Annotated in this window: 17 protein-coding genes and 2 pseudogenes; 10 read left to right on the top strand and 9 right to left on the bottom strand. The window is 70.5% G+C overall.

The window, feature by feature from the left end; translation table 11 throughout:
- Nucleotides 1-19: 19 nt before the first annotated feature.
- Nucleotides 20-886: an alpha/beta hydrolase gene (locus ACWEVS_RS15945; protein ID WP_452412882.1), complete on the bottom strand. Its 867-nt coding sequence runs from the start codon at nt 884-886 to the stop codon at nt 20-22.
- A gap of 10 nt (nt 887-896) precedes the next feature.
- Complete coding sequence (locus tag ACWEVS_RS15940; RefSeq protein WP_452552051.1) at nt 897-4271, bottom strand: serine/threonine-protein kinase; 3375 nt, start codon at nt 4269-4271, stop codon at nt 897-899.
- A gap of 382 nt (nt 4272-4653) precedes the next feature.
- Between ACWEVS_RS15940 and ACWEVS_RS15935 the strand changes: the two genes are divergently transcribed.
- Complete coding sequence (locus ACWEVS_RS15935; protein ID WP_452552049.1) at nt 4654-5325, top strand: type 1 glutamine amidotransferase; 672 nt, start codon at nt 4654-4656, stop codon at nt 5323-5325.
- Here the strand turns inward: ACWEVS_RS15935 and ACWEVS_RS15930 are convergent.
- Nucleotides 5297-5800, bottom strand: coding sequence for an HXXEE domain-containing protein (locus tag ACWEVS_RS15930; RefSeq protein ID WP_452552047.1), 504 nt, complete (start codon nt 5798-5800; stop codon nt 5297-5299). The two genes, ACWEVS_RS15935 and ACWEVS_RS15930, sit on opposite strands and share 29 nt — an antisense overlap.
- A gap of 77 nt (nt 5801-5877) precedes the next feature.
- On the opposite strand from ACWEVS_RS15930, the gene ACWEVS_RS15925 reads away from it, so the two are divergent.
- From ACWEVS_RS15925 to ACWEVS_RS15915, 3 genes are all read left to right on the top strand, one after another.
- On the top strand, nt 5878-8781 hold the full coding sequence (locus ACWEVS_RS15925; protein ID WP_452552045.1) for a bifunctional [glutamine synthetase] adenylyltransferase/[glutamine synthetase]-adenylyl-L-tyrosine phosphorylase: 2904 nt from the start codon (nt 5878-5880) through the stop codon (nt 8779-8781).
- A gap of 71 nt (nt 8782-8852) precedes the next feature.
- Nucleotides 8853-9899, top strand: coding sequence for a hypothetical protein (locus ACWEVS_RS15920; RefSeq protein ID WP_449916213.1), 1047 nt, complete (start codon nt 8853-8855; stop codon nt 9897-9899).
- A 43-nt stretch (nt 9900-9942) separates the two neighbouring features.
- Complete coding sequence (locus ACWEVS_RS15915; protein ID WP_452552043.1) at nt 9943-10449, top strand: hypothetical protein; 507 nt, start codon at nt 9943-9945, stop codon at nt 10447-10449.
- An 82-nt stretch (nt 10450-10531) separates the two neighbouring features.
- Here the strand turns inward: ACWEVS_RS15915 and ACWEVS_RS15910 are convergent, their stop codons facing one another.
- Both ACWEVS_RS15910 and ACWEVS_RS15905 read right to left on the bottom strand, forming a co-directional pair.
- Entirely contained in the window at nt 10532-11209 is a 678-nt protein-coding gene (locus tag ACWEVS_RS15910; RefSeq protein ID WP_452552041.1) for a hypothetical protein, read from the bottom strand.
- Between the two features lie 127 nt (nt 11210-11336).
- Complete coding sequence (locus ACWEVS_RS15905) at nt 11337-12353, bottom strand: hypothetical protein (RefSeq protein WP_452552039.1); 1017 nt, start codon at nt 12351-12353, stop codon at nt 11337-11339.
- Nucleotides 12354-12571: 218 nt separating this feature from the next.
- On the opposite strand from ACWEVS_RS15905, the pseudogene ACWEVS_RS15900 reads away from it, so the two are divergent.
- Nucleotides 12572-12831 (top strand): annotated as a pseudogene (locus ACWEVS_RS15900) (IS256 family transposase); the annotation flags it as partial.
- Nucleotides 12832-12855: 24 nt separating this feature from the next.
- Here the strand turns inward: ACWEVS_RS15900 and ACWEVS_RS15895 are convergent.
- Nucleotides 12856-13929 (bottom strand): hypothetical protein, encoded by a 1074-nt coding sequence (locus ACWEVS_RS15895; RefSeq protein WP_452552037.1) that lies wholly within the window; start codon nt 13927-13929, stop codon nt 12856-12858.
- Nucleotides 13910-14797 (bottom strand): phosphotransferase enzyme family protein, encoded by an 888-nt coding sequence (locus ACWEVS_RS15890; protein WP_452552035.1) that lies wholly within the window; start codon nt 14795-14797, stop codon nt 13910-13912. Before ACWEVS_RS15890 ends, ACWEVS_RS15895 begins: the two co-directional genes overlap by 20 nt.
- A 502-nt stretch (nt 14798-15299) precedes the next feature.
- On the opposite strand from ACWEVS_RS15890, the gene ACWEVS_RS15885 reads away from it, so the two are divergent.
- The 3 genes and pseudogenes from ACWEVS_RS15885 to ACWEVS_RS15875 all read left to right on the top strand — a co-directional run bounded on the left by ACWEVS_RS15885 (nt 15300) and on the right by ACWEVS_RS15875 (nt 16821).
- Nucleotides 15300-15980, top strand: a complete 681-nt coding sequence (locus ACWEVS_RS15885; protein WP_452552033.1) for an HAD hydrolase-like protein — start codon at nt 15300-15302, stop codon at nt 15978-15980.
- A gap of 63 nt (nt 15981-16043) precedes the next feature.
- Nucleotides 16044-16244 (top strand): annotated as a pseudogene (locus ACWEVS_RS15880) (IS256 family transposase); the annotation flags it as partial.
- Nucleotides 16245-16374: 130 nt separating this feature from the next.
- Nucleotides 16375-16821, top strand: coding sequence for a hypothetical protein (locus tag ACWEVS_RS15875; protein WP_452552031.1), 447 nt, complete (start codon nt 16375-16377; stop codon nt 16819-16821).
- Nucleotides 16822-17113: 292 nt separating this feature from the next.
- On the opposite strand, the gene glnA is transcribed toward ACWEVS_RS15875, so the two are convergent.
- A complete protein-coding gene (glnA, locus tag ACWEVS_RS15870; protein ID WP_354912885.1) occupies nt 17114-18538 on the bottom strand; it encodes a type I glutamate--ammonia ligase in 1425 nt (474 codons plus the stop codon).
- Nucleotides 18539-18664: 126 nt separating this feature from the next.
- Nucleotides 18665-18952 carry a hypothetical protein gene (locus ACWEVS_RS15865; protein ID WP_452552029.1) on the bottom strand — a complete coding sequence of 96 codons (288 nt, stop codon included), beginning with the start codon at nt 18950-18952 and terminating at the stop codon, nt 18665-18667.
- Nucleotides 18953-19092: 140 nt separating this feature from the next.
- Here ACWEVS_RS15865 and ACWEVS_RS15860 point away from each other — a divergent pair, with 140 nt between their 5' ends.
- Complete coding sequence (locus ACWEVS_RS15860; protein WP_449916195.1) at nt 19093-19560, top strand: RDD family protein; 468 nt, start codon at nt 19093-19095, stop codon at nt 19558-19560.
- A 328-nt stretch (nt 19561-19888) separates the two neighbouring features.
- Nucleotides 19889-24118 carry a GH92 family glycosyl hydrolase gene (locus ACWEVS_RS15855; protein ID WP_452552027.1) on the top strand — a complete coding sequence of 1410 codons (4230 nt, stop codon included), beginning with the start codon at nt 19889-19891 and terminating at the stop codon, nt 24116-24118.
- Nucleotides 24119-24189: the final 71 nt, after the last annotated feature.

Genomic DNA, 24189 nt, shown 5'->3' with positions numbered 1-24189 from the left:
CACGCGCTCGGCCACTCCGTCAGGCGGGCCGATCCGCCCGCTCCGTCAGGCGAGCGGCGACCAGGGACGCGCACCGGTCGTCGAACAGGATCGTGTAGTGGTTGCAGTCGGGCACCAGCTCGTCGCGCAGCCCCGGCACCCGCGCCGTCCACTCGGCGGCCAGCGCGTCCGGCAGCATCCCCACGTCCTGGTTGAGCAGCCCGCGCGGTGCCCGCAGCAGAGTCGTCGGCGCCTGGACGGCGGCCAGCGCGGCGCCGATGGCCTCGCCGTTGAGCCGCAGCCACCTGCCGTCCTCGCGTACGGCGGCGCCCACCGCCCGCGAGCGCAGCTCCCCCGGTTCCCCCACCAGGTCGTACCTGACGTACTCCTCCGCCTCCGGCGTCCACTGCCCGGCGAAGGCGGGGTGCGCCTTGAAGAAGGCGACGTAGTCGTCGGCCGTGGCGAAGGTCTGGCTCAGCCTGGCGACCGCCGGCCCGAGCGTGGCCTCCATGACGGCGTCCACGTCGGTGCCCGGCGGCAGCGGCGGGAACGGCAGCCCGCCGTCCACCAGCACGACCTTGCCGAAGGGCCGTCGCGCCCCGGCCAGGACGGCCACGTAGGCGCCCATGGAATGCCCGGCGAGCACCGCGTCGGGGCCCGCGCCGACGTGCTCGGCCACCCGCAGCACGTCGTCGGCGTGCCGGGGCAGGCCGTACGGGCCCGGCAGGTCGCGGCTGTGACCGCGGCCGCGCAGGTCCATCGCCACCAGCGACCACTCCTGCGGCAGCCTGCGGGCCACCGCCGCCCACGCCATCAGCGACGCGGTGATGCCGTGGACCGCGATGACGAGCCGGGGACCCGTTCCGAAGGTGGCGATCCGCAGGCCTTCGACATCCTCTTCCCTCATGCGGGCGATCTTATGAGGAGGGGCAGACCTCCCGGTACGGCAGGCCCGGCACGTACGCCCCCCACTGGGCCGGGGTGAGCGCCCCGCCCGCCCTGGCGCAGACGGCCGCCAGCACCTTGGCCGGGGCCACCGGCTGCTCGCGGACCACCCCCTTCTCGTCCACCGTGAGGACCGACGTGCCGTCGTCGGTGAAGACCACCGACCTGATCCAGCCGCCGCCGTCGGCCTCGGCCCCGCCGGCGTCCGGGTAGCCGCCCAGGCTCACCCCGCTGATCGGGTCGAACAGCAGCAGCCTGGCCTTTCCGCCCACCGCGACCACGTCCTCGGTGGGGGAGTAGGCGGCGGACATGCCGTCGGCGCCTCTCGCGACGGGGCTCAGCCGGCGCCTGGTGGCGGCGTCCCAGAGCGTCACCCGTCCCCGGGAGTCGAGCACGACCAGCTGCCCGCCGGTCCGGGTGAAGAACACCCGCACCCCCTCGCCGCCGAACGGCGCACCCACGCGCCTGCCGGTCGCCGCGTCGAGGAGTGACTGGCGGGGACCGGTCAGCGCGAGCGTGCGGCCGTCGGGAGAGAGCGCGACGTCGATGATCTCGTCCTGGTCCGCGCTCCACAGCCGCCGCCCGCTCCGCCAGTCCCAGACCTGGGCGGCGTGGTGGCGTACCGACGTGCCGTCGTCGGGGGTGCGCAGCACGACCGCCAGCCGCGCGCCGTCCCGGCTGAAGACGGCCGTCAGCGGTTCCATGCCGCGGACGGCCGGCCGGAACTCGGCGAGCGTGGCCCGTGACGGCACGTCCACGATCCTGATCTTGTCGAGCAGCAGGAGGGCCAGCCGCCTGCCGTCGGGGGAGAAGACGGGCTGGTCGGTGGACGGCAGCGAGCCGAGGACGCCTCCCCCGCGGGTCTGGCGCAGCTCGCCGTCGCTCAGCAGGTGACGGCCGCCGGGGGCGAGCGCCACCGAGGACGGGTGCTCGCCGTCGCGCCAGGCCAGGTCGGACAGGTCCATGGAGAAGACGCGGTCGTCGACGAGGTAGCGGTAGGTGCGGCCGTCGAAGGCGCCCTGCGGGAGGTCGGTGTCGGCCGAGTCGCCCCGCACCGGCATGGTGGCGAGCAGTCCCCGATCGGCCATCCGCCAGATCTGGATCACCCGGTGGGAGACCGAGGCGGCGAACCGGCCGTCCGCGCTGACCGCCACCGATCCCTGGTTCCAGCCGCCGCGCTCGTTCGCGCCGTCGCGCACGCCCAGCCGAACCTCGCGCCTGGTCCGGAGGTTGACCAGGCGCAGCTCGCGCGGATGGTCGGCCGTGTCCCACTCGCCCCCGGCGTCGAGCCGGTGCCGGAAGGCGGCGCGGGTCCTGCTCCCGGTACGTGGGTCCCACCGCACGCTGGGCCGCTCGGTCACCGACAGGACGGGGCCGCGCTCGTCGGCGTAGGCGACGGAGGCTCCGGCGTTGACCAGGTCGAGGGTGCGCGGGAAGTCCCACCTCCCGACGAGCCTGCCGCCGCGCAGGTCCCATGCCCTCATGCCCTTGTCGGTGACGGCCGCCAGGGTGCGGCCCGAGGGCGACAGCGCGGCGTCCGCGACCGTCTCGGTGCCGAGCCCGAGAGCGGGGACACCGCCCGCGCTCCGGCCCGTGCGCAGGTCCCACAGCCGCGCCGCGTTCTCGCCGACGCTGAGCAGCGTCCTGCCGTCGGCGCTCAGCCGCCTGACCGTGCCGCCGTCGGCGGCGGGATCCTGGAACACCTCCGTCTCCCGCTGCGCCAGCGAGGCCACCAGGCCCGCCCTGGTCTGCGGGGTGTGGTCCAGCGTCCACGCCGCCGCGCTCAACCGCATGGCCAGCCTCGGGTCGGTGTCGCGCGTCGCGGCGGCCAGCGCGGTCAGCCTGGTCGCCTCCGAGCGCTCGAGCTGCCTGGCGATCCGCGCGGCCCGCTCGTCGGCGACCATGCTCTGCTGGACGGCCAGGCCCCCGGCCACCAGGGAGATCACCAGCAGTCCCGCGAGGCTCAGCGAGACGAGCCTGCTCCTCCTGGCCCGGCGCCTGCGCACCCCCGCCGCGGCGTCGAGGAAGTCGCGCTCGGCGGGGGAGAGGGTGATGTTCCTGCGCGCCGTGGCCGCCCACTGCAGCGCGTTCTCCAGGCTGGAGCCGTGGAACAGGTCGCCGTCCCTGCGGCCGCCCTGGTCCCACCGGCGCGACGCCAGCAGGATCTGCCGGTGGACGGCGAGACCGTCCCTGTTGGTGTCGATCCATCGGCGGTACCTCGGCCAGGCGTGCGGCAGCGCCGGACGGGCCAGCCAGATCTCCTCCCCGTCCCGGCCGAGCAGGTAGCCGTACACCTTGAGGATCTTGGTGATGGCGGCCACCTCGGGCAGTGGCCTGCCCTCGACCAGCTCGGCCGTCGCGGCGTGCCGTACGGACAGCTCGCCGTGCTCGTCCACGGTCACCAGACGCAGGAACACCTCGGGCGCCAGCTCCCGCTCGGCCGGGTCGAGCAGCGCGTAGGCCTCCTCGGCCAGCGTGCCCAGCGCGGGATCGTCGGCGGTGCCGCTGACCAGCGCGGCCTGCTTCCCGCCCCTGGCCAGCAGCCGCGCGGTGCCGATCCCCGCCTCGCCGCTGACCAGCGCGAGTAACAGCCGGCGGGCGACCGGCCGCTGCGCGGGCTCCTTGCCGAGCGCGGCGGCGACCAGCGGGCGCAGCGGCTCGGGCAGCGCGCCGAGGTCGGGAACGGACGACAGCACCCTGTGCATGACCCCGCCCAGGCTGTCGGCCTGGAACGGGTCGGCGCCCGTCGCGGCGAACAGCATGATGGCGCCCCAGGCGAACACGTCGGCGGGGGCGCCGGCCCGCTGTCCGGTGAACACCTCGGGCGCCATGTAGCTGGGCGTGCCCTTGACCAGGCCGGTGTCGGTGAGCGACATCTCCTCGGTCCTGGCGATGCCGAAGTCGATGACGCGAGGTCCGTCAGGGCCCAGCAGCACGTTGTCGGGCTTGAGATCCCGGTGCACGACGCCCGCCTCGTGGATGGCGGTCAGCGCGGTCGCCACCGCGGTGGCCAGCCTGACCAGGTCGCCCTCCGCGAACCTGCGGCCGTCCGCGACCGCCCTGCGCAGGCTCGGCCCCTCCACGTACTCGCTGACGATGTACGGCCGCGGCCCGTCCAGCTCGGCGGCGATCACCTTGGCCGTGCAGAAGGAGGCCACCCGCTGGGCCGCCTCCGCCTCCCTGCCCAGCTGGGCCGCCTGGTCGCCGTGCAGCACCTTGACCGCGACCCGCCGGCCGTCCTGCGCGTACGCCTCGTACACCACGCCCTGGCCGCCCGCGCCGAGCCTGGCGGCCAGCCAGTAGCCGCCGAGCCGCTGCGGGTCCCCGTCGATCAGTGCCGTCGCCATACCGCCGTCCCCGTGATCGTGATCTCTGTGGCGTTTGATGCGAAACCTGGGTACAAGGTTCGATCTGGCGTTATCGGGATGGCCGGGTGACACTGGAGTCTTCCCCCACGAAGGGTGCCCGCGATGAGCAAGCGCTCACGCCGGCGTCGCGCGCTGACCAGCGGCGCGCCCGCCTGGATGCCGGGGTTCGGCCCTGGCGAGCCGCACTGGACCGACGACTTTCCCGGTGATTCCGGTGATTCCGGTGATTCCCCCGGCGAACCGCCGGGAGGCGAGGGTGGCGTCAGGGAGCCCAGGCGGCCCAGGCCGACGCTCCCCGGGATGCCGGAGTACATGGCCGAGCCCGACCCGCCTGTGCGGATAAAGGTCGGATAATGCGCGTATGCGCATCACTGTCATCGAGCACGAGGCCGGCGCCGGTCTGGGGTACTTGGCGGAATGGCTCGGCGTCGACGTGCGGGTCGTCCGGCCGTATCTGGGTGAGGAGGTGCCGGCGCGCGCCGAGGACGGACTGATCGTGCTCGGCGGCGAGGCGTCCGCCTGGGACGACGCGCGTTACCCGTGGCTGCCCGCCACCCGCGAGCTGCTGCGGGCCGGCGTGGCCGACGGCACGCCCACGCTGGGCATCTGCCTGGGCGCCCAGCTCATGACGATCGCCTGCGGCGGCACGGTGGAACGCGGCGGCGACGGGCTCGAGGTGGGCGCCCGCGAGGTGGTGGCGCTGCCGGCGGCGGCCGGCGACGCGCTGCTGGGCGGCCTGGACAGGGCCGTGGCCGTGCAGTACCACCAGGACGTCATGACCGTGCTGCCCGAGGGGGCGGTGCTCCTCGCCACCGGCGAGCAGTACCCCCACCAGGCCTACCGCCTCGGCGAGCGGGCGTGGGCGGTGCAGTTCCACCCCGAGGCCACGCCCGAGATCTTCGCGGGCTGGAACTCTCCCGAGGACCTGGTGGTCGAGGTCAAGCGGGCCGAGGAGGACCTGGTCGCCGCGTGGCGGCCGCTGGCCGAGGCGTTCGGCGAGGTGGTCAGAACCAGCGGTCGCGCCACCGCGTGAGCGCGCGGGCGCGCGGCCTGGTGAGCACGTGCGCGGCCATGTGGACGCCGCCGAGCGCCAGCGGCAGCAGCAGCCAGCTCGAGGCGGGCAGCCGCTTGTCCTCCAGCCGCCGCCATGCCCACACCGAGTACGGGATCACCACCAGCGGCGCGGTGACCACGCCGGGCGTGTAGCCGCGCACGGTCGCCGCCTGGGCCAGGTGCACGACCCCGTGCGCGCCGAACGCCGCCAGCGCCGCCTTGTAGAAGCCGCTGCGAGGCCCGCTGGCCGCGGCGGCGGCCACGACCCCGCCCATGAGGCCGATGGCGACGTTGACGTGCCGCTGGTCGACGTCCATGGCCTCCCACACCCGGTCGGGCACCCAGGGGAAGCGTTCCGCGAGTCGCGGACGCGCCCTGCGGGCCCAGCCCGCCATCGTGGCCAGTTCCTCGGCGTCGTGCAGCGCCCAGGCGGCGAGCAGTCCCCATGCGGGCATGACCTCTCCTCTCCCCTTAATACAACGCAACGTTGCGTTGCAGTTCTCACTATACGCGTAGCTGACAAGATGAGAAGGTGCCGAGGATCGAGTCCACCGCAGCCCGCCTGGCCAAGCTCGGCTTCGCCGACGCGGCCCGCGCCGAACGCCTGGTCGCGGAGATCGACGGGCCATGGCTGCTCGACGCCTTCGCCGCCGTCGCCGATCCCGACCTGGCCCTGCTGTCGCTGACCCGGCTCGCCGAGCGCGACCCCGCCGTGCTCGACGCGCTGCGATCGGACGAAGGACTGCGCGCGCGGCTGCTCGGCGTGCTCGGGCTCAGCGCGGCGCTGGGCGAGCACCTGATCACCCACCCCGGCCAGTGGCGTTCGCTGGCGGGGGAGCCGGCGCCGGCCAGGCCGGGGGAGGAGGAGCTGCGCGCCGCGCTGCTGCGCGCCGTCGGCGCCGACCCTGAGGCACCCGAGCCCGGCCCGACCGCCTCCCACCAGGGCGCGAAACAGGCGCTGCAGTCCGCCTACCGGCAGCGCCTGCTGCTCCTGGCCGCCCGCGACGTCACCGGCGCCGCCTCCTTCGCCGAGGTCACCGCCGAGCTGTCCGACCTGGCCGGGGCCGCCCTCGAGGCGGGCCTGGCCATGGCGCGGGCCGAGGTCGACTCCACCGGCGTACGGCTGGCCGTCATCGGCATGGGCAAGTGCGGCGCCCGCGAGCTCAACTACATCAGCGACGTCGACGTCGTCTTCGTGGCCGAGCCCGCCGACGGCGCCGACGAGACCAAGGCGCTGCGCACCGCCACACGCCTGGCGCAGGCGATGATGCGCGCCTGCTCCGCCCTGTGGGAGGTCGACGCGGGCCTGCGCCCCGAGGGCCGCGCGGGCCCCCTGGTGCGCACGCTCGGCAGCCACCTGGCCTACTACCAGCGGTGGGCCAAGACCTGGGAGTTCCAGGCGCTGCTCAAGGCCAGGCCCGTCGCCGGCGACACCGCCCTCGGCGCCGCCTACGTCTCCGCGGTCGACGAGCTGGTCTGGAACGCCGCCGCCAGGGAGAACTTCGTCGAGGACGTCCAGGCGATGCGCCGCCGCGTCGAGGCGCACGTCAGCGAGGAGGGCGACCGGCAGCTCAAGCTCGGCCCCGGCGGTCTGCGCGACATCGAGTTCGCCGTCCAGCTGCTGCAGCTCGTGCACGGGCGGCTCGACCCGCTGCTGCGCCGCAGGGCCACACTGCCCGCCCTGGCCGCCCTCTCCCGCGGCGGCTACGTCGGCAGGGACGACGCCAGGGGCCTGGCCGAGGCCTACACCTTCCTGCGCCAGGTCGAGCACCTGCTGCAGCTGCACCGGCTGCGGCGTACCCATGTCGTGCCCTCGGGCAGCGACGACCTGCGCAGGCTCGGCAGGGCGCTCAAGCTGGGCCCCGACCCCGCCGCCGCGTTCACCCGGCAGTGGAAGAAGCACGCGATGGAGGCGCGGCGGCTGCACGAGAAGCTGTTCTACCGGCCGCTCCTGCAGGCCGTCGCCAGGCTGCCCGACACCGAGGCACGGCTGTCCACCGCCGCGGCGACCGCCCGCCTGCAGGCGCTCGGCTACCACGACCCCGCCGGGGCGCTGCGCCACATCGCCGCGCTCACCACCGGCGTCTCCAGGCGCGCGGCCATCCAGCGCACCCTGCTGCCGGTCATGCTGGGCTGGTTCGCCGACGCCCCCGACCCCGACGCGGGCCTGCTCGGCTTCCGCCAGGTCAGCGACCGGCTCGGCACCACACCGTGGTACCTGAGGCTGCTGCGCGACGAGACCGCGGTGGCCGCCCGCATGGCGCGCGTCCTCGGCACCAGCCGCTACGCCACCGACCTGCTCACCCGCGCCCCCGAGGGCGTCGCCATGCTCGGCTCCGACGCCGACCTGCGGCCCCGTCCGGTCGCGGCGCTGCGCGCCGAGGCGGCGGCGGCCGTCTCCCGGCACACCGACGCCGAGGCCACCGTCGCCGCCGTGCGGGCGCTGCGCCGCAGGGAGCTGTTCCGTACGGCGGTCGCCGACCTGTCGGGCCTGACCGACATCGAAACGGTCGGCGTCGCTCTGTCGGAGCTGAACGACGTGACGATCCAGGCCGCACTCGACGCCGCGCTGGCCAAGGTCCGGGCGGAGCGCAGGGGCGAGCCGCTCGGCGCGTTCGCCGTCATCGCCATGGGCCGGCTGGGCGGCATGGAGTGCTCCTACGCCAGCGACGCCGACGTCATGTTCGTCGCCGAACGCCCGGAGGCGGGCTTCGCCGTGGCCAACGAACTGCGGCGGCTGCTGTCGCTGCCCGCGCCCGACCCGCCGCTCCCGATCGACCCCGACCTGCGGCCCGAGGGCAGGCAGGGCCCGCTGGTGCGCACCCTGGCCTCCTACCGCGCCTACTACGCCCGCTGGTCCTCGCCGTGGGAGTCGCAGGCCCTGCTGCGTGCCCGCTTCTGCGCGGGCGACGCCGAGCTCGGCGCGGCGTTCGTCGAGATGATCGACGACCTGCGCCACCCGCCCGGCGGCCTGCCCCAGGAGTCCGTGCGCGAGATCCGCAGGCTGAAGGCGCGCATGGAGGCCGAGCGGCTGCCCCGCGGAGCCGACCCCACGCTGCACACCAAGCTCGGCAGGGGCGGGCTGTCGGACGTGGAGTGGGTGGCCCAGCTCCTGCAGCTCCGGCACGCCGCCACGGAGCCCGCGCTGCGCACGACCAGGACGCTCGAAGCCCTGCGCGCGGCCGCCTCCCGCGGGCTGCTCGACCCGGCCGACGCCGAGGTGCTGGCCGACAGCTGGCGCTTCGCCTCCCGCATCCGCGACGCGATCATGCTCGTGAAGGGAAGGGCGGGCGACATGGTGCCGTCCGGCGCGCACGAGCGCCGCCTGCTCGCCAGGACGCTCGGCTACCCGCCCGACGGCTCGGAGGACTTCGTCAACGACTACCGCAGGGTGACCCGCCGCGCCCGCCAGGTGGTGGAGCGCGTCTTCTACTGACGCGCCTCTCACCGGCCTGCGTGGGTGAAAGGCGTTGCGTGCGGCGAGCCAGGCGTGTATCACGGCGTGGGGTGATCGCTTTGCTGTCTCTTTACGTCGATCTCGCGCTCGGTCTCGTGCTGTGCTTCCTGCTGCTGTCGCTCCTGGTCAGCGGCCTCAACGAGGGTTTCGTCCGGCTGCTGTCCATCCGCAGCAAGTTCCTGTGGGCCTACCTGAGGGACACCATGGACGGCGCCGACTCCTCCGGCAGGGCGTGGCTGCCCAGCAAGGTCGCCGACGTCTTCGCGAAGCTGCCGTTCACGCACGACCCCAGGCCCGAGCACAGCCAGCTGCCCGCGCCGGCCGAGGTCGCGCCGGTGCCGGCCGAGGAGAGCGCGGCGAAGGAGGCCATGACCACGCTGTTCTACCAGCGGGTCCGCGAGATCGACCATCCCAAGACCGGCCGGACCAGCATCGCCAACATCCCCCCTGAACGGTTCGCCGTCGCCATGATGGAGATGGCCTCGGCGGAGAAGGACGGCGTCGAAGGGCTGCTGGCCAAGCTCAAGGGCATCGGCAGCCCGCTCCACGGCCACCTGCAGGGGCTGTGGGAGGGCGCCCAGCGCGACCTCGACCGCTTCCGGCAGGGCGTCGAGACCTGGTTCGACGCAGAGATGCAGCGCCTGTCCATGCTGTACAAGCGCTACGTCAAGTGGGTCGTCGGCGTCCTCGGGCTGGTCGTCGTGCTGCTGTTCAGCATGGACGGCCTGGAGTACGCCAAGACGCTGCTGCGCGACAACGCCTACCGCTCGGCGGTCTCGGCGATCGCCGGAAGCGGCGCCGAGCAGATCGAACCGCTGCGCCAGGAGTGCGACACGCCGGGCAACCCCTACCTGTGCGTCACGGAGACCCTCAGCTCGCCCGCCCTGGTCAAGGTCTTCGACCACGCCATCGTCAGCGTCGTCATCCCCGAGGAGGGCGACCCGTCCCTCTCGTGGAACGGCCCGGTCTGGTGGTCGCGCCTGACCACGCTCAGCCACTGGCCCGGCTTCCTGCTCACCTACGTGGCGCTGCTGTTCGGCGCGCCCTTCTGGTGGGATCTCTTCCGCCGCATCACCGGCCTGCGCTCCCCGAAGTAAGATCAGCCCACTCCCCCCATGGTCTTCAGGGAGGAGTCCTCACATGTGGTTGATCGCCGGGATCGTCATCCTGTCGAGCGTCGCGGCGCCGGTGCCCGACGTCGCCGGCCAGGGCCTGGTGCAGGCGCTGGGCGAGCTCAGGGACGCGGGATACGAGCGCGTCAGGACCGTCGACGTCAGCGGCCGCGGGCGGGTCGTGGTCGTGCGCCGCGGCTGGAAGGTCTGCGCTCAGCGGCCGACGGCCGGAGAGACGCCGGACAGACAGCGGGTGGAGCTGGCGGTGGTGAAGGCGAACGAGACCTGTCCCGTCCGCGAGAGCCCGCAGGTGGCGCCGGGGCTCATGCCCGACCTCGCGGGCAAGAGCGTCCGCGTCGCCCGCCGGTCGCTGCCCGGCCGTACGACGATCAGGATCAATGACGCCACGGGGCGCAACCGCCTCGTCTTCTGGGACACCGCCTGGCAGGTGTGCACCCAGCGGCCGGCCCCTGCCGCGCCGCTGACCGGTCCCGTCACGCTCGGCGTGGTCAAGTACGGCGAGTCCTGCCCCTGACCGCACGCCGCCGGAGGCCCGCCTCGCCGTCCCGCCGTCGGGTACGGCGAGGCGGGCACCCCGGGCGGCGTTCACGGGCTCGTCAGTCCTGGAGTTCCGTCAAGCGCGCCCGGACCCCGGCGAGCGCCTCCAGCAGGTCCGCGTCCGCCATGCCCGCGGCGACCAGATCCTCGTACAGCTCGACCTTCCGGCGGCAGAGGCCGCGTTCCAGGTCGCGACGGTCGCCGGCGGGTGTGCTCCCGGACCTCAGCAGCGCGCCCGCCCTGGCGATCAGCGATGAGCGTTCGAGGTCACTCATGGGGACGAGGTCGAAGGTGGCCGACGGGTCCTCGTCGATCGCTCGCCTGGACGTGACGGAGGCACGCAGCCTGCCGGCGACGCCCGCGAGCCGTCCGGGGCTCAACGGCGACTCCGGCGCGCGTTCAGGCCGCAGCCAGGCGAGCAGGAAGCGCTCGCGGAAGTCACGCTCCGCCTGCCCGAAACGCTCCTGGGCGGCCCGGCGGCTGATGCCCAGCTCGACGCCGATCTGCTCCCAGCTGGTGCCGCTGACCCGCTCGAACACCACGGCCAGCTCCAGTACGCGGTGCGCCGATCTCACCAGGGGCGCGGCCGCCGCGACGAATCCGCCGAGCCGGGCGCCGGCCTCCCGCGTCGTCGGAACCAGGTGGTAGGCGGTGTCGGCGAGCAGGGCGGCCTGCTCGGCCAGGGCCAGGCGAGCGACGCCACCCTCGGACGGCATGGCGTGATCGGGGCTGCTCATGTGGCCAGATGATCCTGGCATCGACTGTCTGTCAAGGTGGTCCTGCACGTCTGGGGCGCCATGCGTCGTCTGTTGCCAGACTGACCGCCCTCGCCGATGAGGGTCCTTCGAAGGAGCGCCGGGAACCTTATGCTTGGCGAGCCACGAGTCCATCCAACTCCTGGCGATACTCAGCAACTGCCCGCACCTGCCGCCAGTGTTCCAGCTTGGCGTCGAGCCGGATCAACTCTGTGATGATCCGAGCTGACCCAGTAGCCTCGGCGATTCCTATGGCCTGCAAACCAACGGTTGCGGCCTGCTCAGGCTCCTTCGCGCCAGCGTGGGCAAGAGACTCACGAGCTAGGTAGACTCCTCGATCTCGATGATAGGCGGCCGGTAGCGCGTCGATGGCCGTGCGGAAGCCTTGTGCGGCTTCGGCATGGTGACCGAGTGCATACAAGCTCCAGGCCTGGTGGACTTCGATGTAGGCGGGGTTCATCCACGCACCCCACGGAGACGCCGGATCGAGATCAAGATCTGAGAGCAGTCCGCGTGCTCGGTCAACCGCTTGAGCCGAAGCTCGTGCTTCGCCAGCGAGGGCGTGGCCGTAGGCGGCGTAGGTGGCAGCGATGGCGCTTAGGCGAGTGTCGCGGCGGGCTCTTGTCTCCGCAGCTGCAGAGAGATCAATTGCTGTTTTCGCGTCAGACATGTCGCCGGCGAGCTGGGCTTTGCGCGCCAGGATGTACGTCGTGATGTCCTGGTCGCCGGTCGTGTAAGACCACTCCAACGCTCGGTCAAGCCAGTACTGCGAGGATCGGAAGTCACCAGCATCGTGGTGTAGCCAACTGCAGAACTCGGCGTACTGCGCCTGGAGGTACGTGAGATCGCCCGCATCCTTCCCGTGGTGCACCTGTCGCACCTGCTGGATGGCACCGATCTGGCTTTCAACGGTGGGGATGACGCGCAGAGGACCCAGCAAGTTGTCGTTGTCGATAAGGACCTGGCGTAGTTGCCGGAAATACTCCGTTGGGTTGACGTCTGGAGCAGCTAGGCCGTGGAGACGGCTGGACGTCCCGGCTTGTGCAGCGGGCGAGGCGACACCAGAAACCAGGGCGAAAGCGCCCAGCCCCACACCACTAAGGAGCGTACGGCGAGGCAGAGTCACGAAGATGATCCTTCCCTCCTGGGTGTGGCAGGGAACCGGAACTCCCGCCTCCTCTGACTGTGCTGGGAAATCACGTCTTTCGGCTAGAGCCTGGTGGCCACCAGCTCGCCCGCCGTGAGCTGGGCCGATGGATCCACGTCAACATCTGCCTGGAGGAGCACAAGCTGTGCCTGCTGGTGCCGATCGGGGCACGCGCCGATGGCCGCAAGGAGCTCGTCTATCCGGCCGAGCACTGGCGGCATCTGCGCACCACCAACCCGATCGGGTCGACCGTCGCCACCGTCCGGCACCGCACCAAAGGCCCCGGCTCTCGCGCTGCCGGCTTGGCGATGGCGTTCAAGCTGATCGAGTCCTCCAGCCCCGCTGGCGCGCGGTCACCGGCGCCCACCTGGTCGCACTCGTCCGGGCTGCAGCCACCTTCATCGACGGCAAGCTCGCCGAACGCCCCGAAGAATCACGCGTCCCCCCAGCCGCCTAGAAACTCATGATCCACAGGTCTTGACTATTCCTCCCGGTCTTCGTCCCCGCAGCGTTCCTGGCTTTCGATCGCGGTCAGCTCGGCGGCGGTCGCCCGCTCAAGACGGCGCAGCATTCGGGCGACGGTCTCGGCCTTGGCCACCAGCCCCATCGCCTCGTACAAGGCATCGTGGTAGCCGACCACTCGCAGCGAGGGTACAAGCAGGCCGAGGTCTGCCGTCGCTTCGACGCTGTAGCTCAGGTCCAGCTCCATGTTTCCGAGCTTGCTGCTCAGGCTCTCCAGAGTCTTGCGCCGCATCTGTGTGCCCTGGTGCGTACGGTCGCTGGCGCGGAAAGTGGACACCGCGGCGTAGGCCGCGGACCGGATCTCGCGCAAGCGCGCCGCGCTGGCCACGCCCTGGACCGCGGACAGGAAGACGGTGTTCTCCACATAATCCTGCTGAGCGCACAGGACGCTCACGTATGGTCCCACCGCGGCCACAGCATCCGGTCTCCGGTTCAGCTCCACCGGATAGGTGATCGCGCTGAACTCCTTCCGGTACGGCAAGTCGCTGCGGTAGATGACGCGCTGCACGATGTCGTCACGTTTGGTGGCTGACATCTTCGGTCCGAAGACGATCTGGTGGCGCTCTGGCAGGAACACGCCTTCCATGCCGAGTACTTCGGCGGCCAGCGTCGTGATGGTCTGGTCCCCGACTTTCACGTCGAGGTAGTAGCAGTCCTCCAGCAGGTCAATCGTGTGCGCCAGCTCGCAGCTCACATCGAGACTGAGCACAGCGACGATCTGCCTGGACGGGACCACCAGTAGCCATAGCCGGGCACCGGTCAGCAGGCGACGACGATCCCAGCGTCGGAAAGCGATCTGGTCGTGATCGAGATCGATCCGCTGGATCACCTTCGGCAACTGTGCGGCTGATCCGGTGAAGTACTCCTCCAGTCGGCCGAGCCGTAGGTACTCTCCTGGCAGCGCGTGATCGGCCTCCTCTGGGAGGTGCCAGGGCGTGGCGTAGATGTTGGTCAGCCGTACGCAGTCGCGCTGCGCGGGCGGGTCGAAGAGTCGTTTGCTGTTGGCTTGCCGCTCAGAACGGATGCCAGACAACGTCGCGGTCTCCCTCGCGGAGGGACCTGACCCGATGCGCGAACTCCTTGGCGATGCGGGGATCCTCGCCGACGTTCTGCATGAGCCAGGTCGTCATGGTCAGTTCACGAACGTCCCGTAGAACCATGTAGCCCTGCCAGCTCCGCACGTCAAACCCATAGGCATTGCAGAACGCCCGATACTGCTCCTCCGGCAGGCCGAAACGCTGCCTGGAGATCGATGTGGGCATGAGGTCCCACTCTCGTGGCCCGCGTGCCACGACCTCGAAGTCCAGCAGCACCACCTGTCCGTCGGCCCGCAGCAGGTTCGCCGCATGTGCGTCCCCGTGGATCGGTCCGTACGGCAGGGCGAATTCCAGTTCGGCATAGCGCTTGACCAGGTCACGACATCGTCCTCGCAGGAAGTCCAAGTCCTCATCCCGAAGGACTCGCGCCGCGTCCAGCCGGGGCTCCACCTGGTAGAGCGGGTTGAACTCCGGCAGCCCACACGGCGGATCACCGGCATTATGGAACTGGCGGAGCAACTCTGCGAGGTCGACAGGCCCAGGTGACGGCTCGTTCGGAGTGATGGCTTTCCAGAAGGAGACAGGGTAGCCGTCGACGACGATCGGGTGCGGCACTTCGGAGTACGCCTGGACGGCGGGAACGCCGGAGGCCTGGAGCCAGGAGGCGATGCAGAGCTCTTTCTCCACGACGGGCAGCCGGTTCTGGCCGCGCGCGATCCGCACGACAACGGGCTTGGACACGAGCTTGTAGATGGCGTTCTCACCAAGCCGCAGCAGTTCAGCGCCTTCCGGATCCAGTCCCGCCTGCCGGCACGCAGATCTCATGACATCGGTGAGCACACCCAAGGTGAAGTCAGCTGCCATGAGATCACCCTCACCCGCAGCTGGATAACCGTCAAACTAAGCGGTGGGCTTCCTCCGGGCCCCAGGGGGGAACCTCATACCTGAACCGTAAATACCAGCTGCCATGATCGTCATCCAGCGACAGGCGGGAACACTTCACCCCGCTGACGTGGCCCATCCAGTGACAGGATCGGTATAGCCGCATCGCTTTTGACCTGCACACGGTCCTTCCTCACCTGCCCTACCTCCGTACCCTCGCCATGCGCGGCGGCCAGCCCCACCGTCAAGGGGAAGGCGGCACACAACGGTGCCTCTGAACCGGTTCGGGTTGGTTGGAGGCTGGTGTGCGCTCGTTGTGCCCTGCCTGATGAGTGAGAAGGCTTCGCCACCAGTTCATGCGATGCCTTCCAGCGCACAGACGGCTGATACTCCTGTGTGGTACATCACGGCCACTGATGACGTAGGCACACTTCAAGGAGTCCGGTTGGCGCATAAGACACCACGCCCCCATGTCGCCCGAGTCTTGGAGCAGACCGGTGCTGCCCTCTTCGGCTTCGACGACGCGTTATGCGATCTCTCCCACGGCGTGGACGGCGCAGCAATCGCCCGCGAGATCCACGATCGGCTCTTCGCTACGGGACACCGGATGCCACTCCTCGTCGCCGTCAACCCGAACCCGATCGACATGATGTGGTACGCCCGAGAAGTCGACCCGGACATCGGTGCCGAAGCTACCGAACTCCTGCGCAAGGCCGAGACTGCGGCGGCCGCGACAGCTGTGCCCGTACCAGGCGTTCAAGAAGCTCTTCATACCTGCCACGCCAGCGGACGAAGCATCGCGGTAGTCGGCGACACCTCCTCCGATGCCGTGGAAACTTACCTGGACATGCACGGCCTGCGGCAGCTGGTAGGAGCAGTCATCAGCCGTGAGCATCTCTTCTCGCTGCCCGTGAACCTCCAGACGGACGAAAACCTCCTCCTGCAGGCCGTGCAAGCCCTGGCCGCCGGGCCGTCCGACTCCGCTCTGGTCACACTGACCCCGCACAGGATCTACTGGGCCAAAGACGCCGGCCTGCGCTCCCTCGGAGTCGTCAACAAGCGCGGTGCCCGCAAGCACCTCACTGGGCCTTCAGGAGCGGTGGCCGTCTCCTCCATGGCTCACCTCGCCTCAGGCTTCGCCAGCGTCCCCGTCCTGCGCACTTGATTACAAGGGACTTCGAGTCTGTCCACGGGCATTCATCGCTGTCGCCGGCGCCTGCTCAGCTGTGACATCCTCACCGCGGCCGGCGCGATCGAGGTCCCGGCCCCGCGGGTCAACGACAAGCGCATCGACGCGGAACCCGGCGAGCGCAAGCAGTTCTCCTCGGCGATCCTGCCCGCCTGGGCGCGCAAGACGCCGCAGCTCACCGAGGTACTACCACTGTTGTACCTGCACGTCCCGTCGGGCATCAGCCTGTTGTGGTTCGGCTTTCTCATCCATCTGGAATGGCGGCACCGCGACGCTGGTTGACTCCTGTGGCCTTGGTATGCATGGGGGATCCCGGAGTACAACTAGTTCAGCACAACCTACGACACGGGGTTGATCTATGCCTCTAGCCGTGGCCATTACTGGAACAAGGTCTACCGGCCATCGCGAACTCGGCTGGTTCGCCGACCTGTTCAACACCTACCTTGCGCCGTTCGCGGTAGACGACGCGCACTTCTATATCGGAGGTGCGGTCGGCATCGACAGCTTGTCGTTGCTATGGCTCGCTGGGAACTCGACGTCGCACATCACGATCGTCGCGCCGGGAACCGTGGAGCAGCAGCCTGCTGAGGCGCGGAAAGCACTCGCCCGGTGTCGTGATCGAATCACTGAGATTGTTGAGCTGGGCGCCACCAAGCTGCAGACGGACGCGTACTTTGCGCGCAACTGCTGGATGGTCGATCACGCTGACATGGTGATCGGCTTTCCCCGTCTCGGTGTCGAGGGCACTTCCGGAACCTGGCAGACGATCAATTATGGAGCATCTCAGGGGAAAGCACGGTTGATTGTGCCCGTGTGAGCCGCGAAAGCGAGATCATCAGCGTGAGCACGCGCCACAAGTACATCGGCACGGCCACTCGAAAGCGGGCTGCGACTATCCATGGTTTGGTGTCCGAAACTGCCCAATCTGTCGTAACCGATGACGACGGCGTAGGTCGACTCTTGGAAGTTTGGATGCAACGCGGAAAGCCCGTGGGAGGGCTCAAGACCTTCCCACGGGCTTCGACTCCAACGACGTGCGGCGCTGTCTCGCGTCGCTCCTGAGCGCCTCGGGCGCTGACGTCAAGGTCGTCCAGGCCGGAAACGCGCGGTCAGACGTCGTAGTACATCTCGAACTCGTGCGGGTGCGGGCGCAGCCTGATCGGGTCGACCTCGTTCTCCCGCTTGTAGGCGATCCACGTCTCGATGAGGTCGGGCGTGAACACGCCGCCCTCGAGCAGGTAGTCGTGGTCGGCCTCGAGGGCGTCGAGCACCTCGGGCAGCGAGGCGGGCACCTGCGGCACCTGGCGGGCCTCCTCGGGCGGAAGCTCGTAGAGGTCCTTGTCGACCGGCTCCGGCGGCTCGATCTTGTTACGGATGCCGTCGATGCCGGCCATGAGCATCGCCGCGAACGCGAAGTACGGGTTGCACGACGGGTCGGGCACCCGGAACTCGATGCGCTTGGCCTTCGGGTTGGACCCGGTGATCGGGATGCGCACGCAGGCCGAGCGGTTGCGCTGCGAGTAGACCAGGTTGACGGGCGCCTCGTAGCCGGGCACGAGCCGGTGGTAGGAGTTGACCGTCGGGTTGGTGAAGGCCAGCAGCGACGGGGCGTGCCTGAGCAGGCCGCCGATGTAGTAGCGGGCGGTGTCGGACAGGCCCGCGTAGCCCACCTCGTCGTAGAACAGCGGCGAGCCGTCCTTCCACAGCGACTGGTGGCAGTGCATGCCGGAGCCGTTGTCACCGAAGATCGGCTTGGGCATGAAGGTGACCGTGTGGCCGTACTCCAGCGCCGTGCTCTTGATGACGTACTTGTAGAGCATCAGGTTGTCGGCGGTCTTCAGCAGCGTGCCGAACTTGAAGTCGATCTCGGCCTGGCCGGCGGTGCCCACCTCGTGGTGCTGCATCTCGACGTCGATGCCGCACTCGATGAGGTTGCGGACCATCTCGGAGCGCAGGTCGGTGAAGTGGTCCATCGGCGGGACGGGGAAGTAGCCGCCCTTGTAGCGGGGCTTGTAGCCGAGGTTGCCGCCCTCGGCCGCCTTGCCGGTGTTCCAGGCGCCCTCGATGGAGTCGACGTAGTAGTAGCTCGAGTGCTGGTTCGTCTCGAAGCGGACGTCGTCGAAGATGTAGAACTCGGCCTCGGGGCCGAAGTAGGCGGTGTCGGCGATGCCCGTGCCCCTGAGGTACTCCTCGGCCTTACGGGCGACGTTGCGCGGGTCGCGGCTGTAGGCCTCACCGGTCAGCGGGTCGTGCACGAAGAAGTTGATGTTGAGCGTCTTGTGCTGACGGAACGGGTCGAGCACGGCGCTGGTGGGGTCGGGCAGCAGGAGCATGTCCGACTCGTGGATGGCCTGGAAACCGCGGATCGACGAGCCGTCGAACATGAGGCCGTCGGAGAAAACGTTGGAACTGAAGTTCTCCACAGGAAAGGTGAAGTGGTGCGTCGTTCCCGGCAGGTCGGTGAACCTGACATCGACGAACTGCACCCCTTCGTCCCCAATGAACTTCAGGACGTCGTCGGCGGAGTTAAACACTCTCGAACCTCCCGGGGCATGGGCTATCAGGCAGACCCTAGGCGTCGGCCGTTTCCGGCCCGTGTCCCGATTGTTTCGCATGTGTTAAGGGGGACCCGGCCCGCCGCGCCGTCCGGTCCTCCCGTTTCAGGACCCTTCGGCGTGTCCCGGCCCAGGAACGAGGACGGCCGGCGGCTCCTGCCGTACGGCGGGCACGATGTCCGCCAGCAGTTCGGGCCAGGCCGCCACGAGCACCGCCGCGCCCGCGACGACGGCGACGACGATCCACGCCGCGAGCCACACGCGCCGCCGTGGCCGGGTTCGCCGGGGTGAGCGCATCCCTTTGGTGGCCGCCGCGCGCATCCTGCGCCGCTCGTCCTCGCCGATCTGCGCGACGACCGCGTCGAAGCGGGCGTGTAGATCGTCCCCTGTCATCCCTTACCCCCGTTCCGCGGAAGCCGGACGGCGCCGCCCAACCGGCCCATGATGCTGGTGCGACCCCCCTGGGCAGAAGCGCGATCAGATCACGATGTACGGCTGGCGTGACCGGCCACCCCGCCGGATACCGTTGATGCATGAGCAGCAAGGAGCAGCAACCCCGGTGGACCCAGACCTGGCTGGGCGGGGTGAGGTCCGCCGGCGTCGACCTCGGCTACCCGGGTGAGCGCCTCGGGCTGCCCGAGGAGGGCAGTGGCTCGGTGGCCAGGTTCGGCCGCCGGATCGGCGCGCTGGTCATCGACTGGCTCATCTGCACCTGGGCGATCGCCCAGGCGTTGCTGCGGGTCAACCCCGCCGAGTCGCCCTGGGTGCCGGTGGCGATCTTCGCGGTGCAGTACCTGCTGCTCGTCGGGTTCCTGGGGCAGACCTTCGGCCACCGCCTGCTGGGCATCAGGGTCGCCGCGATGGACGGCGGGCGGCCGCGGTGGTTCCCCGTGCTGGTCCGCACGATCCTGCTGTGCCTGGCCGTCCCCGCGGTGATCTTCGACCGCGACCAGCGTGGCGTCCACGACCGCGTCTCCAACACCGTGGTCGTCCGCATGTAGCGTCGGCCCGCGTCGCCCCGCGTCGGCCCGCGTCGGCCCGCGTCGGCCCGCGTCGGCCCGCGTCGGCCCGCGTCGCCCCGCGTCGCCCCGCGTCGCCCCGCGACACCCCGTCTCCCGCGCCGGTCACTGGGTCGCGCCGTCATGTGCGCGCCCTGCCCGGCCCGTCCCTGTGCCCTCATCGGCTTAGCCGTGCCCTTTCGTCTGAGGGCTGGAAAAACGGGACAGCCGGTGGTCGTTGACCAAAAGGTGATCTGCGCGGGCGTTGACAACGTTGTCTATCCGAAGGATCTTCGGTGACAACGTTGTCAGCTTCCTCGGAGGTCCCGGCATGCGGAGAGCACACCTGGCCGCGTTGGCGAGCGCCCTGGTCCTGGCGTTACCCGGGGTGGCGCTGGCCGACCCGCCACCCTCGCCACTCCCCTCGGACGCGCCGTCCGCCACCCCCACCCCGCCCCCACCCCCGCCCGAGGTCACCCCGCCTCCGTCCGCCCGCAGGGCGCAGGTGAACCTCGCCCCCGCCGACGCGCTCTTCCACAGCTCCTTCGAACCCGGCCAGCCGCAGCCGACCTGGGTCAACACGGTCGACGAGGTCAAGGGCGCCGAAGGCGTCACCGGCGGCACGACCGGCGGCATTCCCGGCAACATCACCGACGAGGTCGTCGAGGTGAACGCCAGCGGCGAGTTCAGCGCCGCCGGTGAGGTGAAGGAGAACCTCTTCGACGGCGACGTCAACACCAAGTGGCTGGTCTTCGCCGGCACCGGCTGGGTGTCGGCGAAGCTGTCCAAGCCCATCAGGGTCGCCCGCTACGCTCTGGCCTCCGCCAACGACGCGCCCGAGCGGGACCCGCGCGACTGGGCGCTCGAAGGCTCCGCCGACGGCCGGACGTGGACCGCCGTCGACACCCGCGCGGGAGAGGTGTTCGACGCCAGGCTGAAGACCCGCGAGTTCGTGGTCGCCAACCCCGGCGCCTACCTGTACTACCGGCTGAACGTCACGCGCAACGGCTCGGGCGGCATCGTCCAGCTCGCCGAGCTGCAGCTGTCGGACGGCGACACCGCGCCCAAGCCGCCCTCCGACATGCGCAGCCTGGTCAGCGGCGGCCCGAGCGGCGGGTTCACCGCCAAGCCGCGCGCCGGCTACACGGGCCTGAAGGCGCTGCGCTACTCCGGCAGCACCACGACCGAGCGGGGCGGCCGCTCCACCAACAAACTCTTCGAGGTCGACGTCCCCGTCGGCCCCGACACCGAGCTGTCCTACAAGATCTTCCCCGAGTTCACCGGCGCCGACCTGCGCTATCCCAGCACCTACGCCGGACTCGACCTCGCCTTCTCCGACGGCACCTACCTCAGCGACCTGCAGGCCCGCGACCACCACGGCACCAGGGCCGTCGCCCGCGCCCAGGGCGAGTCGAAGACGCTCTACGCCGACCAGTGGAACAACAAGCGCGTACGGCTCGGCGAGATCGCCAAGGGCAAGCGCGTCACGCGCATCATGGTCGCCTTCGACGCCCCGGTGGGGCCGCTGCCGTTCAAGGGCTTCGTCGACGACATCACGCTGGCCGACACCAGGGCGCAGGCCCCGTCGAGCGTCGCCGACCACGCGATCACGACCAGGGGCACCCATTCCACCGGCGGCTTCTCGCGCGGCAACACCTTCCCCGCCACCGCCGTCCCCCACGGTTTCAACTTCTGGACCCCGATGACCGGGTCCGGCTCCAACTCCTGGCTGTACGAGTACCACCGCAACGGCAACCCCGACAACATCCCCACCATCCAGGCGTTCGCCGCCAGTCACGAGCCGAGCCCGTGGATGGGCGACCGGCAGTCCTTCCAGGTCATGCCGTCGCTGCTGGCCGTCCCCAACCCTGACAGGGTGGCCCGAGCCACCCCGTTCACCCACGACAGGGAGACGGCCAGGCCGTACTACTACGCGGTCGACCTGCTCAACGGCATCCGCACCGAGATCGCCCCCGCCGACCACGCGGCGGTCTTCCGCTTCACCTTCCCCGAGGAGCGGGGCAGCCTGATCTTCGACAACTACAACAACGACGGCGGCCTGACGATCGACGGGGGAGTGGTCACCGGTTTCACCGACGCCCGCAGCGGGCTGTCGGCCGGCGCGACCAGGATGTTCGTCTACGCCGTCTTCGACCAGACCCCGACCGGCGGCGGCAAGCTCACCGGGGCGGGGCGCGACAACGTCACCGGCTACCTGGCCTTCGGCGCCAAGCAGGTGACCATGCGCATCGCCACCTCCTTCATCAGCGTCGCCCAGGCCAAGCGCAACCTGGAACTGGAGGCCGGCGGCTTCGAGGAGGTCAAGGCGCGGGCGAAGAAGGCGTGGGAGGACAAGCTCGGCGTCATCGAGGTGGAGGGCGCCACGGACGACCAGCTGACCACGCTCTACTCCAACCTCTACCGCCTGTTCCTGTATCCGAACTCGGGCTTCGAGAACACCCCCGAGGGCCCTCGCCACGCCAGCCCGGTGGCGCCGCGCACCGGCGCCGACACGCCCACCCAGACCGGGGCCAAGGTGGTCGCCGGCAAGATCTACGTCAACAACGGCTTCTGGGACACCTACCGGACCACCTGGCCCGCCTACACCCTGCTCAGCCCCGGTACGGCGGGCGAGCTGATCGACGGATTCGTCCAGCAGTACCGCGACGGCGGCTGGATCGCCAGGTGGTCGTCGCCCGGCTACGCCGACCTGATGGTCGGCACCAGCTCCGACGTGGCCTTCGCCGACGCCTACGTCAAGGGCGTGCGCGGCTTCGACGTCAAGGGCGCCTACGAGGCGGCGCTGAAGAACGCCACCGTCGTGCCGCCCAACGCCGCCGTCGGCCGCAAGGGCATGCAGACCTCCGTCTTCCGCGGCTACACCGCGAGGGACGAGGTGGGCGAGGCCATGTCGTGGGCGGTCGACGGCTACATCAACGACTTCGGGATCGCCGGCATGGCGCAGGCGCTCGGCCGTACGGAGGAGGCGGAGTACTTCCGGTCCAGGGCGCTCAACTACGTCACCATGTTCGACCCCGCGGTCGGCTTCTTCCAGGGCCGCGACTCCAGCGGCGCGTGGCGCTGGACGCCCTCGCAGTACGACCCGCGCGTGTGGGGCCACGACTACACCGAGACCAACGGCTGGAACATGGCCTTCCACGCCCCGCAGGACGGGGTCGGTCTCGCCGCCCTGTACGGCGGGCGCGCCGGCCTGGCCAAGAAGCTCGACGACTTCTTCGCGAGCCAGGAGACCGCGACGTTCCCCGGCTCCTACGGCGGCATCATCCACGAGATGCGCGAGGCCAGGGACGTCAGGATGGGCCAGTACGGCCACAGCAACCAGCCCTCCCACCACGTCATCTACATGTACGACTACGCGGGCCAGCCGTGGAAGGCGCAGGCCAAGGCGCGGGAGGCGCTGTCGCGGCTCTACCTCGGCAGCGAGATCGGCCAGGGCTATCCGGGCGACGAGGACAACGGCGAGATGTCGGCCTGGTACCTCTTCAGCGCGCTCGGCTTCTACCCGCTCCAGGTGGGCAGCCCGCACTACGCGGTCGGCTCGCCGCTGTTCACCAAGGCCACCGTGCACCTGCCCGGCGGCAGGAAGCTGGTCGTCAACGCGCCGGAGAACAGCGCCCGCAACGTCTACGTCCAGGGGCTCAAGGTGAACGGCAAGGCGTGGACCTCCACCTCGCTGCCGCACGACGTCCTGGCCGAGGGCGCGGTGCTCGACTTCGCCATGGGGCCCGAGCCCTCCACGTGGGGCACGCCGCTGCAGTCGATCACCCCTGAGGGGCAGTCGCCGCGGCCGATGCGCGACATCCCGGTCACCGGCGGCCCCGCCGCGCTCTCGGACGACACCTCGGCCACCGCGGCGGTGTTCAGCGGCCCCGTCACGCTGACCGCGGCGGGCCGCCAGCCGGTCACCTTCTACACGCTCACCTCGGGCGCCTCCGCGGCCCCGAGGGCGTGGAAGCTGGAGGGCTCCTACGACGGCACCACCTGGAGCGTCATCGACGAGCGCAAGGAGGAGAGCTTCGCCTGGCAGAAGCAGACCAGGCCCTTCAAGATCGCCAACCCGGGCCGGTTCGGAAACTACCGCTTCACGACGTCCGGGACCGTCGCCGAGCTGGAACTGCTGGCCGTACCCGACCAGGCCTGTTCGAGGACCGTCAGCGGCACCCACCGGGGCCCGCTGGTCGTGGCCGAGGGCGTCACCTGCCTGACCGAGGACGCCACCGTCACCGGCCCCGTCACGGTACGGCAGGGCGCCGGCCTGCTGGCGAAGGACGCCACGATCGAGGGGCCGGTCACCGCGCACCAGGCCGCCGCGCTCGTCCTCACCGGTTCCTCGGTGGGCGGTCCGGTGAGCGTCTCGGGCGTGCGCGGCGAGGTGAGCCTGGAGGCGGCCGAGGTCCGCGGCCCCGTCACGCTGACCCGCAACGCCGCCCCGCTGGTCAGCGCCAGCACCGTCGGCGGCCCGCTCACCTGCGCGGGCAACGATCCGGCGATGCGCGACAACGGGCTGCCGAACGCGGTCCGAGGCCCGGTGACCTGCTGACCGCCGCGCTCCCGGCCCGGCCGGACACCGGGAGCGCACCAGCACAGCCGCGGCGCCGCGACCCACGCGGC

This window comes from Nonomuraea sp. NPDC003754, from assembly GCF_053605785.1.
Note: the sequence above shows the minus strand (reverse complement) of the source record. Positions and strands in the feature narration are given on the sequence as shown.